Below are 15,858 nucleotides of genomic sequence, written 5' to 3'. Positions count from 1 at the left end.
AATGGCCAAGCCTTCCACCATCGCCGCCGCCAGCCAGGCCCTGCCCGACAACGACGAGGTACGGCCGCCGCTGGATTCAGCCCTCGACGATCTGATCGGCTACGCCATGCGCCGCGCCCAGCTCAAGCTGTTCCAGAACCTGATCGGCCGGCTGTCGGACCACGACCTGCGCCCTGCACAGTTCTCGGCCCTGGCGATCATCGAGCAGAACCCCGGGCTGATGCAGGCCGACCTGGCTCGCGCACTGGCCATCGAGCCGCCCCAGGTAGTGCCGTTGCTGAACAAGCTGGAAAGCCGCGCCCTCGCCGTGCGCGTACGCTGCAAGCCGGACAAGCGCTCCTACGGGATCTTCCTCAGCAAGAGCGGCGAAACCCTGCTCAAGGAACTCAAGGCCATCGCCGCCCAGAGTGACCTGGACGCCACGGCCGCCCTCGACGGCCAGGAACGTGAAGAGCTGCTGCGCCTGCTGAAGAAGGTCTACCAGGACTGAGCGGCTTACCAGAGCGCCACGGTGTAGAGCACCAGGAAACGGGTCTGGTTTTCATCGCGAAACGCCGCGCCGCTCGGGAAGTCATTGCGGTAGATCGACTTGCGCGCCATGAACCCGACGTTCTTCAGCGGGCCGTCCTGGATCACATAGCCCAACTCCATCTGGAACTCGCGCTCCTTGCGGTCCTCGGCATTGAAAGCGGCCAGTTCGATGTTGTCGCCGCGCACATAGCGCAGCCGAGTCTTCAACCCCGGCACACCCGCTGCGGCGAAGTCATAGTCGTAGATAGCCTGCCAGGTGCGCTCCTTGGCGTTGAGAAAGTCCGAGCTCATGGTCAGCTCGCTCATGCCCATCAACTCGGTGCCGGAGATATAGGGTGTGGCCGTCTCCCCGCTTGAGTGCATGTAGCCAAGGCTGACGCGATGGCCGCCGAGGCGGTAGCCGAACAGCGCCGAGAGGTTGCGGTTATCCACGTTGCCCGCCTGGGCACTGCCATCCTCGCGGCTGAAAAAACTGCGCAGGTCGCTGGTGAGCACGCCATCGCCCAGCGGCAGGTTGTGCAACAGCGCCAGGGTGTCCTGCTGGTAGAGGTCGGCGACCTGGGAGTGATAGACGCGCAGGCTGAGGTCTTTGTTGACCTGATAGTCCCCGCCCACATACGCCAGGTGCGACGTGGTGGCGGTGGCGTTGAAACGCCGGTTGGGCGAAGCGATGGTCATGGCCTGGTAGTCGGTGGAGTCGCGCTTGTTGATGCGGTCGATGTAGCCGGTGTTGAAGGTCAGGCCCTCGATGTCCTTGGAGCTCAAGGTGGTGCCGCGAAAGGTTTGCGGCAGCAGGCGCGACGGACTGGCAAAGGCGAACGGCAGGAAGATCGACACATCGCCGGCCTTCACTGTCGTTTGCGCAAACCGCAGCTTGGCAGTCGGGGCCAGGCGCGAGTACTCATCGGCGGCGCGCTTGTCGCTGGCCGACACCGGCAGCAACTCGGTGCCGCTGCGGTCCGGCGACGAGTCGAGCTTGACCCCCATCAACCCGCGCACATCCAGGCCGAAGCCCACCGGGCCCGGGGTGTAGCCCGATTCCAGGTTGAGGATGAACGCCTGGGCCCATTCCCGCGCGGCGGTCTTCGCCCCGTCGTCCTTGTAGTCGCGGTCCAGGTAGTAATTGCGCAAGGTCAAGGTGCCGTGGCTGTCGTCGATAAAGCCTGCGGCCCACAGCGAAGTGGGCAGCACGCTCAAGGCCAGGCATGCCATGAGCAGGCGTGGGGTATTGTTCGACACACAGGCGACGGGCGCCGCTGCAACGGCGTGTTCCATAGGGAGTTCTGGCATGTTCGATGTCCATTTTTTGTTGTTGTTTTTGGGGTGGCACACGCTCGGCCCGGTCGGCTTCGCGAGCCAAGAATGGAAACAGCCGACGGTGCCCGTCAACCACAACTGAGCGATAATCGAACATTAATAAAGCTATCTATTTTTTAGCTGCATATGGATCAACATCACAAGCCTATGAATTACATGAATTTATTCATGTTTTATGGGCAGATTAATCCACGATTCATTTTTTAGTTATCTTTGTTATCTTAATCACCAGCAGCCACTCGCGCTCGTCACCACAACAAAAACAACAATGAGGTTTGCCCATGGACAGTCCATCGCGTCGTTCGACGCTGACTATTGCGTTGTGCTTTATCGTTGCGCTGATCGAAGGGTTCGATCTGCAGGCCGCCGGCACTGCCGCCGCCGGGTTACGTCAAACGTTCGCCCTGGATCCGAAGATGCTCGGCTGGGTGTTCAGCGTCGGCATCATCGGCCTGCTGCCGGGGGCGTTCTTCGGCGGCTGGGTCGCCGACCGCATCGGACGCAAGAAAATCCTGGTGGGTGCCGTGCTGCTGTTCGGGCTGTTTTCCCTGAGCACCGCGTTTGTCGACAGCTACGCCAGCCTGTTGCTGGTGCGCTTTCTCACCGGCCTGGGCCTGGGCGCCGCACTGCCCAACCTGATCGCGCTGTGCGCCGAAGCAGTGAGCGAACGCAACCGGGGCACGGCCATCAGCGTGATGTACTGCGGGGTGCCGCTGGGTGGCGCATTGGCCGCGGTGGTGGCGATGTTTTCCAGTGAGCACTGGCAGACCACCTTTATCATCGGTGGCCTGGCGCCGTTGCTCGCCGTACCGTTGATGATCCTGCTGCTGCCGGAGTCCAGCGCCTTTCGCCAACAGCGCGACACTCCGCACGGCGCCCGCCCTTCTACCGGCCAGGCGCTGTTCGGCGAAGGTCGCGCCCGCACCACACTGGCCTTGTGGCTCAGCTATTTCTTCACCCTGACCGTGATGTACATGCTGCTTAACTGGCTGCCGTCGCTGTTGCTGGAGCAAGGTTTCAGCAAGCCCCAGGCGGGCATGGTGCAAATGCTCTTCAATATCGGCGGCGCCCTCGGTTCGCTGCTCGGTGGCGTGCTGCTGGACCGCTGCAATGCCGTCAAAGTGGTGCTGGGCGTGTATGCCGGATTGCTCGCAGCGTTGGCCGGGGTCGGGTTGTCGGTGGGCATCGTGCCCATGGCCATCGCCGGTTTTGCCGCCGGCCTGTTCGTGATGGCCGCGCAGTTGGTGCTGTACGCATCGGCACCGCCCTCCTACCCGACCTCGGTGCGCGCCACCGGTGTCGGTGCCGCGGTGGCCGTCGGCCGCCTGGGTTCGGTGGCCGGGCCGCTGGCGGCCGGGCAACTGCTCGCCGCCGGCGCCGGCACCGCCGGGGTACTGCTGGCGACCTCCCCCGGGGTGGTGATTGCCGCACTGACCATCATCAGCGTGATGGTGCGTACGGCGCCCACTAGAACTTATGCAGCCAATTGAGCACCAGTTTGTTGCCCTGCGTGCGGTTCTCCGCCTGCTGCTCGAAGTAGGCATTTACCGATAGCACGTCTTCCTTGCTGAACCCGTAGACCAGGCCTGGGCCGATGGCCCAGACCTTCTCCCGACGCCCGCTCACGGCGTGCCCATCGACCTGGGTATCGGTGATCTGCTTCAACCAGTAGCCGTTAACCCCCACGCTCAGTTGCTGGCTCACGGCATATTGCAGGGTCAGGTTGGCATGCAACGCCTGCCCGGCCTGGGTATCGGAAACATCCCCGAAGCCTGCCTGCGGATCATCGTTCTTGCCATTCCACAGGTACATGAACCGCCCGCTCGTCGACCACTTCGGGCTGAACCAGTACGTCGCCGCGTAATACGGGTTGAATGACCAGAAATTACTGCCTGGGTTGATCGAGCGCTTGCGGTCATAGGCGCCCACCGGCACCGAGATATCGGCTTCGATACGCTGGGTCAACAGCGGGCTGCCATCGGCACGGCTCAGGGTCGGCAGTTGCAGGAAGGGCCCCACAATCACATCACCAAAGCCGGCGCGAGAACTCAGGGCCGCATTGTTCAACCCGTCGTCGACATCCACATGGGCCAGGGAGGTGTTGATCAGGGTGAATCCGGGCATCGCGCCATTCGCCAAGGGTTGGCCGAGGTAGATGATCTGCGTGGTAGGCGCCACCACTTCCACGTCCTGGTTGGGCAGTGCCAGCTTGTGGCCGTTGGCATCATTGAAACGGCTGGCCCGGGAGTACGTCAGGTATTCCTCCAAATACCACCCAGGGCCGGCGGGTGCCGGTGAGCCGTCGTAGAAACTGGTACTGCCCAGGTTGAGGCCGGGCAAGTCGTAAGCATGTGCAGTCGATGACAGTGCGATAAAGGTCCCGGCCGCAGCCGCCCGCAAGATAGGCTTGAGCATCTTGTATGTCCTGTATTTTTGTTGTTGTTCAAGACCCCCGGCACGGTGGATCCGCACCGGGGCTTACCGCTGTAGCAACCCCTACACGTAGGTCGCCGCCAACCCACCGTCCACCGGCAGATTGACCCCGTTGACCCAGCGCGCGGCGTCGGAGCACAGGAAGGCGATCACCGCCGCCACCTCATCGGCCAGGGCCGGACGGGTCATGCGCTGGCTGTCCGCGGCCACCCGCTCCGGCCCGAGCATGCTGACAAAATCGTCGAGAATCGGGGTAAACACCGGCCCCGGCGCCACGCAGTTGATACGCACCGCGTGATCGCGAAACCAGGCCTGGGATTGCTGGAAGCTCCACACGATCAGCGCCTCCTTGAAGTACTGATAACAGCTGGCCTGCTCCACCGGATTGGCCGCCAGCCATTGCTGCCCGGCCTCGAAGCTTTGCGTCACGGCCAGGGCCTTGTGCAGCTCCAGGCGTTGCGGCCACTGCGCACCGAGCACCGAAGCGACATTGACGATGCTGCCGCCCGCCGCCATGCGTGGCAGCAGCGCTTGAGTCAGGTGCCGCAACCCCAGGTAATTGACCGTGGCCACCGCCTGCACGGGCGCGGTACCGGGCACGCCGGCGATGTTGCACAGCCCATCGACCCGCGCCGGCAGGCGTGCCACCAGGGCATCGATGCTGGCCGGATCGCCCAGGTCAGCCTGGAAGAAGCCATCCAGGGTCAGTTGCGGTGCATGGCGATCAACGCCGATCACCGTGGCACCCTGGAAGCGCGCGAGCCGCGCCAGCTCGGCGCCAATGCCGGAGGCGACGCCGGTGACGACCAGGGTTTTGTTGTGCAGGTTCATGTTCAAGCCCTCTTGTTTTTGTATAGGCATAGGTGGATCAAAGCGATGAGCCAGGGCTCAGAACGGATAGACAGGTGCAGTGTTCTTCACCGTGACCCACTGCCACTGGCTGTACTCGTCCCAATCGGCCGGCCCGCCTACGCTGCCGCCATTACCGGAAGCGCCTCGCCCACCAAAGGGGTTGATGCATTCGTCGGCGACGGTCTGGTCATTGATGTGCAGCAGGCCGCAGTCAAGCCGCTCGCCGATGGCCATGGCACGCCCGACCGACGGTGAAATGATGGCGGCCGAGAGGCCGTACTCGGTGCGGTTGGCCAGCTCGATGGCCTCGTCGTCCGTGGCAAAACTGACCACCGTGGCCACCGGCCCGAAGATTTCATCCTCAAACGCGCGCATCCCTGGCCGCACACCGCTGAGCACGGTGGGCTGGTAGAACAATTGGTCGTATTCGCCACCCGCCTCCAACCGTGCGCCCGCTTGCAGGCTGTCGCTGACGATCTCGTGCACGCGCTGCAATTGCCGTTGGTTGATCAACGGGCCGAGCGCGGCTTCACCGCGGGCGGCATTGCCCACGGTCAACGCCCGGGCCTTGTCCACCAACTTGCGCGTGAGGCGTTCGGCGATGGATTCATGGGCGAGAATCAAGCCGGTGGCCATGCAGATTTGCCCCTGGTGCAGCCAGGCGCCCCAGGCGGCATTGCTCGCGGCCAGGTCGAGGTCGGCGTCTTCGAGAATGATCAGCGGGTTTTTGCCGCCCAGTTCCAGCGCGACTTTTTTCAGGTGTCGTCCGGCCACTTCGGCGACTTTGCGCCCCGCCGCCGTCGACCCGGTGAACGCAATCATCTGCACATTCGGATCGCGGCACAGCGCCTCACCCGCCGGCGCGGCGCCGGGCAACACCTGCAGCAGGCCCTTGGGCAAACCCGCCTCCTCGAACAGCCGGGCGATGAGAAAACCACCGCTGACCGGGGTCTGCGGGTCGGGCTTGAGCACCACCGCATTGCCCGCCGCCAGGGCCGGCGCCACCGAGCGCAGCGACAGCACCAGCGGAAAATTGAACGGTGAAATCACCCCGACCACGCCATGGGGCTGACGCCGGGCATAGGACAGGCGACCGGCCGCACTGGGCAGCACCAGCCCGTGAGGTTGGGACAACAGCCCCGCCGCCTGATGCAGCAGCACAATCGCTTCGCGCACTTCGTGTTCACCCTTGAACAACGCGCCGCCGGTTTCCCGCGCGACGTACAGCGCCAGTTCGGCAAAGGACTGCTGGGCCAGGTCCGCCGCCTTGCGAAACACCTCGGCGCGCTCCCGTGGGCCGAGTGCTGCCCAGGCCGGCTGCGCCAACGCCGCGCTGCGGCAGGCGACGGCGATGTCGGCCGGGTTGGCCATGGCGCAGCGCATCAGGGGTTCGCCGGTGGCGGGTTCGATCACCGGGATCACGGACCCCGAGGCGGGTATCCAGTCGCCGTTGAACAGGCATTCGGACGCAATGGCCCGCTGTAGCAAGTGGGTGGTTTCAGGTACTGACATGGCAACTCCCGGTTCTTGTAATTGTCATCGCCTGCACAGGGTGCAAACGCCGCATCAAGCCTTGAGCAAAGGCTGTGCCGCTTGCACGCAACAACGCTGACATAAAGCATCGAGGGCTCTGGGACGGGGCCTGGCACACACCGCTCATACCTCACCCGCCAATCGACTGCAAAAACCGCAGCGCTGCCACTTGTTCAATTGATAAGGTTATGTTTAATAACTATCTGAGCAGTTACTCATATCGATCACTCGCTTTGCAGGGGCATAACAATGACTAATCCCCCCAGCGCGCTGCCCGACGACCGGGTGGCCAGCGCGCCCTACCATCCGCGCGGCGACAGCCGCCAACTCAGTGACAGCAGCTCGCCCACCCCGGCGGAACTGACTGACTGCCTGTTCTTCTCGCCCGAAGACGGGCGTATCTGGCTCAACGATCAACGCATGGTGTTGCTGCACGGTTCGTCGTTCGGTGCCCTGCGCCGGGAAGTCATCGAGCGCCTGGGGCTGGAGCAGGCGCGTGGCCTGTTCACCCGCACCGGTTATGTCTCCGGCGCGCGGGACGCGCGGTTGATCCGCGAGCGCTGGCCACAGGCCGATGCCGCCGCGGTGTTCCGCGCCGGGACCCACCTGCACACCCTGGAAGGCATGACCAAGGTTGAACCGCTGCACTTCAAGTTCGATGCCGACTCGGGGTTCTATGAAGGCGAGTTCCTCTGGCACCACTCCTGCGAGGCCGATGAACACGTGGGCGCCTACGGCATCGGCCAGGACCCGGTGTGCTGGACTGAAACCGGCTATGCGATCGGTTTTGTCAGTGGCCTGTTCGGGCAAATGGTGATTTTCCGCGAGGTGGAATGCCGGGGCATGGGCCACCGCTGTTGCCGGGTGATCGGCAAGACCGCGGAGCAATGGGGTGACGTCGAGCAGGACCTGCGTTACCTGAATGTGTCCCAGGCCGTCGCCGGCCCTGTCGCCCCCACGCCCGCCAGCCCGCTGCGCAGCAATGGCGGAGTCACTCAGCCGCAACCGTTGGTGGGCGCCAGCGCAGCCTTCAACGCCGCGATGCAAGCTTTGCAACGGGTCGCATTGACGCCCGCGACCGTGCTGATCAGCGGCGAGTCAGGGGTCGGCAAGGAGATGTTTGCGCGCCAGTTGCACCAGCTCAGCCGCCGCCAGGACAGCCCGTTCGTGGCGCTCAATTGCGCCGCCATTCCGGACAACCTGATCGAGGCCGAACTGTTCGGTGTCGAACGCGGCGCCTATACCGGCGCGACGCACTCGCGGCCTGGACGTTTCGAACGGGCCCAGGGCGGCACGCTGTTTCTGGATGAAATCACCAGCCTCAGCCTGGCCGGGCAAAGCAAGTTGCTGCGGGCCTTGCAGGAACGGGAAATCGAACGGGTCGGCGGAGTGCGCGGTATCAAGGTGGATGTGCGCGTGGTGGCTGCCACCAATCTCGACCTGCGTAAAGCCGTGGCTGACGGCAGCTTTCGTGAAGACCTGTTCTACCGCTTGAATGTCTACCCCATCGCCCTACCCCCGCTGCGCGAACGCCGGGACGACATCCCGCTGTTGATCAATGCGTTCCTCACGCGCTTCTGCCAGGAATACGCGCGAACGCCGGCGGGCCTGACCATGCGCGCCCTGAAGGTGTTGCTGCGCTATGACTTCGCGGGCAATGTGCGCGAACTGCAAAACCTGATCGAACGCGGCCTGATCGCCAGTGACGAAGGCCAACCCATTGACCTGGTGCACCTGTTTCGCAACGAACCGATGCCGGCCGATCCCTACGGCCTCGACGACCACGGCAGCCTGTCCAACAGCGCACCGCCGCCGTGCCTGGCACTGTTCGACACCCTTGGCCAACTGGAACCGGGGTTTTCCATCGAAGGCCTTGAATCGCGCCTGCTCAATGAAGCCCTGCAACGCAACGCCGGCAACCTGGCCGCCGCCGCCAGGCTTGTGGGGCTCAGCCGCGCTCAATTTGCCTACCGGTTGAAGAAGCATCAGCGGCAAATCCCTTGAATGCCAATTAGTGCTTTAAAAGCTTTACCCAATTAAGTATTTTGCAGGGATACCGGGGCGATAAGCGCCCCTCTTTTTACTCGTGACAAGGATCTCCTGTGAGCGGACTGCGTGAACGTCAGAAAGCCGAACGCCGGCAAGCTATCAGCAAGGCCGCGATCGAGCTGTTTGAGCGCCAGGGTTTCCAGAACACCACCATCGAACAGATCGCCAGCCAGGCCGGGGTGTCGCCGCCGACGGTGTTCAAGTACTTCGGCAACAAGCAGGAAATCATCCTGGAAATCCTGCACCACGCCGATCAGCGCGCAATCAGCGACACCCGCCGCGAGATCCACACAATCGACGATCCGGTCGAAGCGCTGTGCCACCTGGAAAGCCTGCTCACCGGCTATGCCCTGGAAGTCATGCACCCCAGCCTCTGGCGTGAACTGCTGCCGCTGATCCTGTTCGGCGGCAGCAATGAACTGCCGGCCGGTTATCGCGCCATGAACGATGCGCTCAGGGCGCAAATCAGCGAACTGCTGCGGGAACTGCAACGGGCCGGCAAGCTGCGCCCGCAACTCGATGTGGAATTGGCCGCGTTCCTGTTGAACGACTATTCGCACCTGCAACTGTTCAGGCTGGTGAACCAGGAACACCCGGATATCGACGCGCACTCGACCCAGGTCAGGCGTATCACCGAGCTGCTGTTCTACGGCATGCAGGCCTGACAGCTTCCAGGGCCGGGCCTCAGTAAAAGCGATAGCAACGAATCACCACCTGGTCGGCGCCCGGGTAATGCACCAGGCCGATAAAACTTGAACGGGTGAGCCAGTCCAGCCGCCCCTTGGGCACCTGAAACACCGGGGTGCAGGTGCAGCGGTACTCCGTCTCAGGAATCGGCCATTGGCCGTCGCGCTCCAGTTGGCGTCCGTACTCAGTCATGCTCAGCACACCCCGGTTACGGATGTTGATCACCTCGCCTTCGTCGGTCCTCACGCTGTAGCGGGCATCCAGTTGACCGATGCCATCGGGGCGCAAAAGAAAGCAATCTTCTCCGCCCGCCAGGACCTGGCCGCTGATGCCGACCCCATCGAAATCCCCGCCCACAATCGGGTAATTGCAGCGCAGGCCTTCAACGCTGTCGCCCAGCATCACGCCCGGCCCTATCGCGACGCGAAGGGTCAGCACCCGCTGCAAGTTGGGGGCAATGTCAATCCGTTCAGTCATGGCAAGCTCCAGGCCCGACGCGCACGCACCGGGCCACACTGATCAGCGGTTGCTCTTGATGGCCGTCCAGGTGCGGGTACGGATGCGCTCCACGGCGGCCGGAATCGGTTCCAGGGCGAACAGGGTCTTGCGCGCTTCCTCCGGCACATACATGTTGGGGTCGTTGCGGATGCTGGCGTCCACCAGCGCAGTGGCGTCCTTGTTCGGGTTGGGGTAGCCGATCCTGTTGCTGATGCGCGCAATCACGTCCGGGCGCAGGATGTAATTGATGAACGCATGGGCCTCCGCCAGGTCGGGTGCCTTGGCCGGGATCATCATCACGTCCGCCCACATCGGCGCGCCTTCCTTGGGCAGTGCCATCTCGACCTTGACGCCCTTGCCGGCGGCATCTGCCAGTCGCGTGGCCAATGCGACACCGCCGGACCAGCCCACGCCCACACAGATATCACCGTTGGCCAGGTCCATGCCGTAGCGCGACGAATTGAAGTAAGTGACGTAAGGGCGAATCTTCATCATCACGGCCTGGGCTTGCACATAGTCCTCACGCTTTTGGCTATTGGGGTCGAGGCCCTTGTAGTGCAAGGCAATCGGCAGGATCTCGTTGCCGGCGTCGAGGAAACCCACGCCACAACTGGCGAGCTTGGCGAGGTTTTCTTCCTTGAAGATGATGTCCCAGCTGTTCATCTGCACGTCGGGACCCAGGGCCTTGCGCACCTTGTCGACGTTGTAGCCGATCAATGTGGTGCCCCATAGGTAAGGCACGGCGTAGCGGTTGCCGGTGTCACCCACGGCTTCCAGGGATTGCATGAACTGCGGGTCCAGGTGCTGCCAGTTCGGCAACTGCTGGCGGTCCAGCGGCTGCACGGCCCCGGCCGTGATCAAGTGCCCCAGGTTGGCGGTGCCGGGGAACACCACGTCATACCCGGAGTTGCCCGTCAGCAGCTTGGACTCCATGGTTTCGGCACTGTCGAACACATCGTAAATCGGGCGAATGCCGGTTTCTTCCTGGAAACTCTTGAGCACTTCGGGTGGCAGGTATTCGATCCAGTTGTAGATCCGTACGGTGCGTTCTTCAGCCAGGCAAAAACCACTGATGAGCAACGAGGCGACAGTGCCCAGCACGGTGTTACGCAAAAATCTGTTCATGATCAAAACACTCCAGCGCGGCCGCGATGGCTCGCAGCACTTAATAGCGGTAGGTGAAATACAGTTCCAGCGCACTGAACATCTGGTCGTTGCCGAACACCTGTTTGGCGGCGGCCAGTGGCTTGACCCAGTTGTAGGACAGCGACGTATAGAACGACGGCGTGGGTGTCCAGTCGAGGAAAACCACACTTTCGTCAGCAAAGCGCCGATCGCTGACCGGCGTGCCCATATAGTTTTTCTCGTCCAGCCAGAACTGGTAGTGAATCGCGCCGAGGGTCAGGGTGTCGTTGAGGTGGGTCTTGAGGGAGACCTGCTGGACGTTTTCGTTGCTGTTGAACAGCAGGTAGTTGCCGACCACATCCCCGACCAGCCACGTGCTCCAGTCGACAAAGCCCTTGCTCAGTGAATCCCAGGCTTTCTGGCGGTTGTCGGTAAGGTTGTCGTCGCCGGAAAAGCTCGCGTAGCGGTAGCCAATGATCGGCGTCAGCGGCAAGGTAGTGAAGGCATAGTCGGCCTGGGCATACCAGGCGTTGGCATCGTAGTCGACACCCTCGCCGCTGCCGCGCTCCAGCGCGTATTCGGCATTCAGGGTCAGCGCCTGGACGCCGGGCACCTTGGCGTTGAGCGCCCTGACGTTGTACACCTGCATCCCGTCCCGACGGCGCGGCAGCGTGCTGCCCCGGGGGCCAAGGGCATTGACCTTCATGGCCATGGCGCCGAGCGTAACCTGGTCATCGAGGTTGTAATCCACGTTCACGCCGGTCATGCGGAAATCGCCCAAGTCGTCATCGGTACGCAAGGTGAAGGCCTGGGACTTCAGCGCGTCATGATCCCAGGCCAGGATCGCTGAGTCCTTGAACGCAGTTCGCGGGCCGAGCCAGTAGGCGCCGTCCTTGTACTGGTCGAGGTTACCGTCCATGACGATGAACCCCGTACCGATCATGTAGTTCTGGCGGCCGGCGGTGAACTTCCACTCGCCGGCGCGAAAACCGCCGTAGAGTTCTTCGGCTGCGACCTTGCCGTCGGAACTGCGGCTGAAGCCTCCCGCATCGCCATCGCCGAAGGTGCTCGCCGCCACCAGGGAACCGCCCGCGAGCAGGCTGAAATCCGGTTGCAACGCATACTCAAGCTTGACCCCCGGCTTTACGTAGACCTCTTGCCAGTTGATTCTGGCGCCGCCGTTTTTTCCGTTGCGCGCATCGACCTGGCCGCTGCCGAAGTTGACGCCACGGGTAAACAGCGTCGCCCCGCCCACGGTGAGATTGACTTCACCCTTGAGATCGCCGTCCTCAAAGGTGTAGCCCGCCAGCGCGACGTGGGTGGTCAAGGGTAAGCCGAGCGCTAACAGCGCTCGGGAAAAACGCTTGGTGAAAACCATAAGAAGCTCCTGTGGAATTATTGTTGTTACAGGGCAGTCAATGGCGACGCAGAGCGCCGCCAACACCTGGGCAAGCCAGGTGAATAGAACGCAAGACTCTTATTTTTTGGGCGTGGGTCAGCGACTCAGGTGGGCGGCGATCGCGCGCAGCATGCGCACGCTGTCGTTATCGAACGGGCTGACTGCATCGGTGAGCGACGATTGCTTGACGATCACCACGCCGGACGGCTTATCGATAAACAGGTATTGGCCGTGGATCCCCCCAGCCATCAGGGCCTGGCTGTGGTCGTTGAACACGTACCACTGGCTGCGATAGGACGCACCGGGCGTCCAGCTGGAGAACTCGGCATTTTGCGCGTAGATCGCCGGATCAGAACCGGCGGCGATACGCGCCACAGTCTCGGGCGACAACAGCTCGACCCCGTCCTGGCGACCGTCGTTGGCCAGCAGGCGACCGAAGCGCGCCATGTCTCTCAAGGTGGCACTGAAGCCCGCCCCGGCAACGTTACGGCCCCAGGGATCGGCCATAAAATAACCGTCGCGTTCGCACCCCAAGCGCCCCCAGATCTGTTCCAGCATCTGACTGCACGCCTGGCCCGAGGCACGTTCCATGACCCATGCCAGGACTTCGGTGGTGGCGGTCACGTAATGGAAAAAGCCGCCGTGTGCGCCACGTTTTTTCAGTGACGGCAGGTATTGGTACAGCGATTCAAACTGGGCGTATGGCGCCGGTGCCGGCTGGAAACCGCAGGCATAACCGTACTGCGAACTCTCGGAGGCGGGATCGTCATACACCTCGCTGTAGTCGATGCCCACGGCCATATCGAACAACTGGCGCACGGTGGCATCGCCAAACGCACTGCCCACCAGCTCAGGCACGTAGTACGCGGCGGACAGCTCAGGCTTGAGCATGCCGTTGGAAACCAGTTGTTCGCCGAGGGTGCCGATCAGCGACTTGGTCACCGAAAACATGATGTGCCGGTCATCCGCGCGCTGGCCGTTGAAGTAGCGCTCGAACAACACCGTGTCGCCCTGCATCACTAAAAAAGCGTCGGTCTGGCTGGCCACAAGGTGTTCGATCACGCTGATGCTGAGCCCGCATTCGCTGTCGAAACACAGCGGGTCCAGCGCTGTGGGCGCTTCCTTGAGCTGACCGGCAGGCCTTGAACCCGCCGCCACATCAATCGTGGGACGCAGCCGCGCCAGATGACGGAACCCCCACTGGCTGAAGGGCGCGCGCATCCAGTTGTGCCACGTTACCCGGTGATTCGGCTCGGCCGGGAAGCCCTGCATCAGCACAGGTGCCACGGGGGTTGCAAAGCACGACTCATTGGCCTCGACGTAAAGAGTCGCCAGTACAGACGGGGTTTTAAGGCTCATCGGGATAACCCTGAAGATGACTCTGCATGGGAGCAGATGCACAGGAATAATTATCCGATATTTTGTTTTAGTCAATAAAACTTTTTACTCGTTAATTTTACAAACAGTTGTACGACAACGAATACACGCATGATAGTATTTCTCATGCAGCGGACGTTCGATTCGCTGCACCAGTGGCAAGGACGTCCGCTCGAGAAACGCGCATGCCTGTGCGCGTTTAAACACTCAAGTTAATCAAGGATCTGATTACTCATGACAACCCCCTCAACCTTCACTGCCTCAAAACTGGCCAGTGCCGTTATCGGTGCCCTGCTGTTTTCCAGCGTTCCTGCGCATGCCGCGGACATCTGGCTGGATTCGGCCACCACTGGTTGGGCCACTCAGAACGGCGGCACCAAGGGCGGCTCGCGAGCTGCGGCGAATAATATCTACACGGCAAAAAACGCGGCGGAGCTGAAAACCGCACTGAGCGCGTCGGTGGGCACCAACGGCCGCATCATCAAGATCACCGGCATCATCGATATCAGCGAAGGCAAGGCTTATACGACGACTGCTGATATGAAGGTACGCGGTCGCCTGGATATTCCTGGCAAAACCACCATCGTCGGTACCACCAGCAATGCCGAGATCCGTGAGGGTTTCTTCTATGCCAAGGAAAACGACGTCATCATCCGCAACATCACCATCGAAAACCCTTGGGATCCCGAGCCGAAGTGGGACCCCACGGACGGCAGCGCCGGCAACTGGAACTCGGAATACGATGGCCTGACCATCGAGGGCGCCAATAACGTGTGGGTCGATCACGTGACCTTCACCGATGGCCGCCGTACCGATGACCAGAACGGCAGTGCCAACGGCCGTCCGAAGCAGCATCACGACGGCGCGCTGGATGTAAAAAACGGCGCCAACTACGTGACCATCTCGTACTCGGCGTTCAAGTCGCACGAGAAGAACAACCTGATCGGTTCCAGCGACAGCCGCACCACCGACGACGGCAAGCTCAAGGTCACCATCCACAACAGCCTGTTTGAGAATATCTCTGCCCGTGCGCCGCGCGTGCGTTTCGGCCAGGTGCATCTGTACAACAACTACCATGTGGGCAGCACCAGCCATAAGGTGTACCCGTTCTCGTACGCTCACGGTGTGGGCAAGAACTCGAAGATCTTCTCCGAGCGTAACGCCTTCGAGATCGCCGGTATCAGCGGTTGCGACAAGATCGCCGGCGATTACGGTGGCAGCGTCTACCGCGACACCGGCTCGACCCTCAACGGCAGCGCATTGAGCTGCTCGTGGAGTTCGAGCATCGGCTGGACCCCACCGTACAGCTACACTCCGCTGGCTGCCGATAAGGTCGCCGCCGACGTCAAGGCCAAGGCCGGCGCCGGTAAGCTCTAAGCAGCGGTGTCACCTTCGTGAAATGAAAAGCCCTCGGTGACGAGGGCTTTTTTGCTACTGCACCAGTTGGTTGATCTCGATGATCGGCAACAGCACCGCCATCACGATCACCAGCACCACCGCGCCCATCACCACGATCATCAGTGGCTCCAGCAGTGCGGTCATACCCATCGCCCGGCGCTCGATATCGCGGGACAGTGTCTGCGCGGCGCGATCGAGCATCGGCGGCAGCGAGCCGGTCTTTTCGCCGCTGGCGATCAGGTGGATCAGCAGTGGTGGAAATACTTTCTCGACTGCCAGCGCCGTGGCCAGGCTGACGCCTTCGCGCACCTTGGCAGTGGCGTCGTTGACGCACTGGCTCAGGCAGTCGTTGGACAAGGTCTGGCGTGCCGCTTCCAATGCACGCAACAGCGGCACCCCGGCGCCGCCGAGAATCGCCAGGGTCGAGGCAAACCGTGCGGTATTGAGCCCAAGTACAAAACGCCCGATCAGCGGCAGGCGCAACACGCGACGATGCCAACCCAGACGCGCCAGCGGGTTGCGCAGGTACACACGCCAGCCCCAGAAACCCGCGATTAAAGCACTGAGGCACAGCCAACCCCAACCGCGAATGAAATCACTGGCATTGAGCATCGCCAATGTCAGCCCGGGCAGATCCTGGCGCGCCTGGGAAAACGCGC

General features: G+C 62.3%; 14 protein-coding genes. 5 read left to right on the top strand and 9 right to left on the bottom strand.

Annotation, left to right across the window (positions count from 1 at the left end):
• Position 1: 1 nt before the first annotated feature.
• Positions 2-490: a MarR family winged helix-turn-helix transcriptional regulator gene (locus Q8X51_RS18610; protein ID WP_065923931.1), complete on the top strand. Its 489-nt coding sequence runs from the start codon at positions 2-4 to the stop codon at positions 488-490.
• A gap of 5 nt (positions 491-495) precedes the next feature.
• Here Q8X51_RS18610 and Q8X51_RS18605 read toward each other — a convergent pair whose 3' ends face one another.
• Positions 496-1,821 (bottom strand): OprD family porin, encoded by a 1,326-nt coding sequence (locus Q8X51_RS18605; protein ID WP_065923930.1) that lies wholly within the window; start codon positions 1,819-1,821, stop codon positions 496-498.
• 308 nt (positions 1,822-2,129) lie between these two features.
• Between Q8X51_RS18605 and mhpT the strand changes: the two genes are divergently transcribed.
• Positions 2,130-3,338 (top strand): 3-(3-hydroxy-phenyl)propionate transporter MhpT, encoded by a 1,209-nt coding sequence (gene mhpT, locus Q8X51_RS18600; protein WP_065947035.1) that lies wholly within the window; start codon positions 2,130-2,132, stop codon positions 3,336-3,338.
• Here the strand turns inward: mhpT and Q8X51_RS18595 are convergent.
• From Q8X51_RS18595 to Q8X51_RS18585, 3 genes are all read right to left on the bottom strand, one after another.
• Positions 3,316-4,263, bottom strand: a complete 948-nt coding sequence (locus Q8X51_RS18595; protein ID WP_065923819.1) for a SphA family protein — start codon at positions 4,261-4,263, stop codon at positions 3,316-3,318. The two genes, mhpT and Q8X51_RS18595, sit on opposite strands and share 23 nt — an antisense overlap.
• Positions 4,264-4,344: 81 nt before the next feature.
• Positions 4,345-5,112 (bottom strand): coniferyl-alcohol dehydrogenase, encoded by a 768-nt coding sequence (locus tag Q8X51_RS18590; protein ID WP_137213002.1) that lies wholly within the window; start codon positions 5,110-5,112, stop codon positions 4,345-4,347.
• Positions 5,113-5,169: 57 nt separating this feature from the next.
• Positions 5,170-6,645, bottom strand: coding sequence for a benzaldehyde dehydrogenase (locus tag Q8X51_RS18585; protein ID WP_074845865.1), 1,476 nt, complete (start codon positions 6,643-6,645; stop codon positions 5,170-5,172).
• 270 nt (positions 6,646-6,915) lie between these two features.
• Here Q8X51_RS18585 and Q8X51_RS18580 point away from each other — a divergent pair, with 270 nt between their 5' ends.
• On the top strand, positions 6,916-8,670 hold the full coding sequence (locus Q8X51_RS18580) for a sigma 54-interacting transcriptional regulator (RefSeq protein WP_407694824.1): 1,755 nt from the start codon (positions 6,916-6,918) through the stop codon (positions 8,668-8,670).
• 98 nt (positions 8,671-8,768) lie between these two features.
• Entirely contained in the window at positions 8,769-9,380 is a 612-nt protein-coding gene (locus Q8X51_RS18575) for a TetR/AcrR family transcriptional regulator (RefSeq protein ID WP_065926266.1), read from the top strand.
• Positions 9,381-9,399: 19 nt separating this feature from the next.
• On the opposite strand, the gene Q8X51_RS18570 is transcribed toward Q8X51_RS18575, so the two are convergent.
• The 4 genes from Q8X51_RS18570 to Q8X51_RS18555 form a co-directional block, all read right to left on the bottom strand.
• Positions 9,400-9,879 carry a DUF3237 domain-containing protein gene (locus tag Q8X51_RS18570; RefSeq protein ID WP_074845859.1) on the bottom strand — a complete coding sequence of 160 codons (480 nt, stop codon included), beginning with the start codon at positions 9,877-9,879 and terminating at the stop codon, positions 9,400-9,402.
• A 42-nt stretch (positions 9,880-9,921) separates the two neighbouring features.
• Positions 9,922-11,025 (bottom strand): polyamine ABC transporter substrate-binding protein, encoded by a 1,104-nt coding sequence (locus Q8X51_RS18565; protein WP_330215245.1) that lies wholly within the window; start codon positions 11,023-11,025, stop codon positions 9,922-9,924.
• A gap of 40 nt (positions 11,026-11,065) precedes the next feature.
• Positions 11,066-12,403 (bottom strand): alginate export family protein, encoded by a 1,338-nt coding sequence (locus Q8X51_RS18560; protein ID WP_407694825.1) that lies wholly within the window; start codon positions 12,401-12,403, stop codon positions 11,066-11,068.
• 117 nt (positions 12,404-12,520) lie between these two features.
• Entirely contained in the window at positions 12,521-13,783 is a 1,263-nt protein-coding gene (locus Q8X51_RS18555; RefSeq protein WP_137213005.1) for a serine hydrolase domain-containing protein, read from the bottom strand.
• 252 nt (positions 13,784-14,035) lie between these two features.
• On the opposite strand from Q8X51_RS18555, the gene Q8X51_RS18550 reads away from it, so the two are divergent.
• On the top strand, positions 14,036-15,178 hold the full coding sequence (locus Q8X51_RS18550; RefSeq protein ID WP_065926271.1) for a pectate lyase family protein: 1,143 nt from the start codon (positions 14,036-14,038) through the stop codon (positions 15,176-15,178).
• Positions 15,179-15,232: 54 nt separating this feature from the next.
• On the opposite strand, the gene Q8X51_RS18545 is transcribed toward Q8X51_RS18550, so the two are convergent.
• On the bottom strand, positions 15,233-15,858 hold a 626-nt coding region (locus tag Q8X51_RS18545), incomplete at its 5' end, for a type II secretion system F family protein (RefSeq protein WP_407694826.1).

This window comes from Pseudomonas sp. Yb2C2 (assembly GCF_052112325.1).
Classification (GTDB): domain Bacteria; phylum Pseudomonadota; class Gammaproteobacteria; order Pseudomonadales; family Pseudomonadaceae; genus Aquipseudomonas; species Aquipseudomonas marginalis.
Note: the sequence above shows the minus strand (reverse complement) of the source record. Positions and strands in the feature narration are given on the sequence as shown.

Coding starts and splice junctions, on each gene's coding strand:
- Q8X51_RS18565 (WP_330215245.1), bottom strand. CDS start 11,025: ATGAACAGATTTTTGCGTAACACCGTGCTGGGCACTGTCGCCTCGTTG.
- Q8X51_RS18555 (WP_137213005.1), bottom strand. CDS start 13,783: ATGAGCCTTAAAACCCCGTCTGTACTGGCGACTCTTTACGTCGAGGCC.
- mhpT (WP_065947035.1), top strand. CDS start 2,130: ATGGACAGTCCATCGCGTCGTTCGACGCTGACTATTGCGTTGTGCTTT.
- Q8X51_RS18595 (WP_065923819.1), bottom strand. CDS start 4,263: ATGCTCAAGCCTATCTTGCGGGCGGCTGCGGCCGGGACCTTTATCGCA.
- Q8X51_RS18590 (WP_137213002.1), bottom strand. CDS start 5,112: ATGAACCTGCACAACAAAACCCTGGTCGTCACCGGCGTCGCCTCCGGC.
- Q8X51_RS18580 (WP_407694824.1), top strand. CDS start 6,916: ATGACTAATCCCCCCAGCGCGCTGCCCGACGACCGGGTGGCCAGCGCG.
- Q8X51_RS18560 (WP_407694825.1), bottom strand. CDS start 12,403: ATGGTTTTCACCAAGCGTTTTTCCCGAGCGCTGTTAGCGCTCGGCTTA.
- Q8X51_RS18570 (WP_074845859.1), bottom strand. CDS start 9,879: ATGACTGAACGGATTGACATTGCCCCCAACTTGCAGCGGGTGCTGACC.
- Q8X51_RS18610 (WP_065923931.1), top strand. CDS start 2: ATGGCCAAGCCTTCCACCATCGCCGCCGCCAGCCAGGCCCTGCCCGAC.
- Q8X51_RS18585 (WP_074845865.1), bottom strand. CDS start 6,645: ATGTCAGTACCTGAAACCACCCACTTGCTACAGCGGGCCATTGCGTCC.
- Q8X51_RS18605 (WP_065923930.1), bottom strand. CDS start 1,821: ATGCCAGAACTCCCTATGGAACACGCCGTTGCAGCGGCGCCCGTCGCC.
- Q8X51_RS18550 (WP_065926271.1), top strand. CDS start 14,036: ATGACAACCCCCTCAACCTTCACTGCCTCAAAACTGGCCAGTGCCGTT.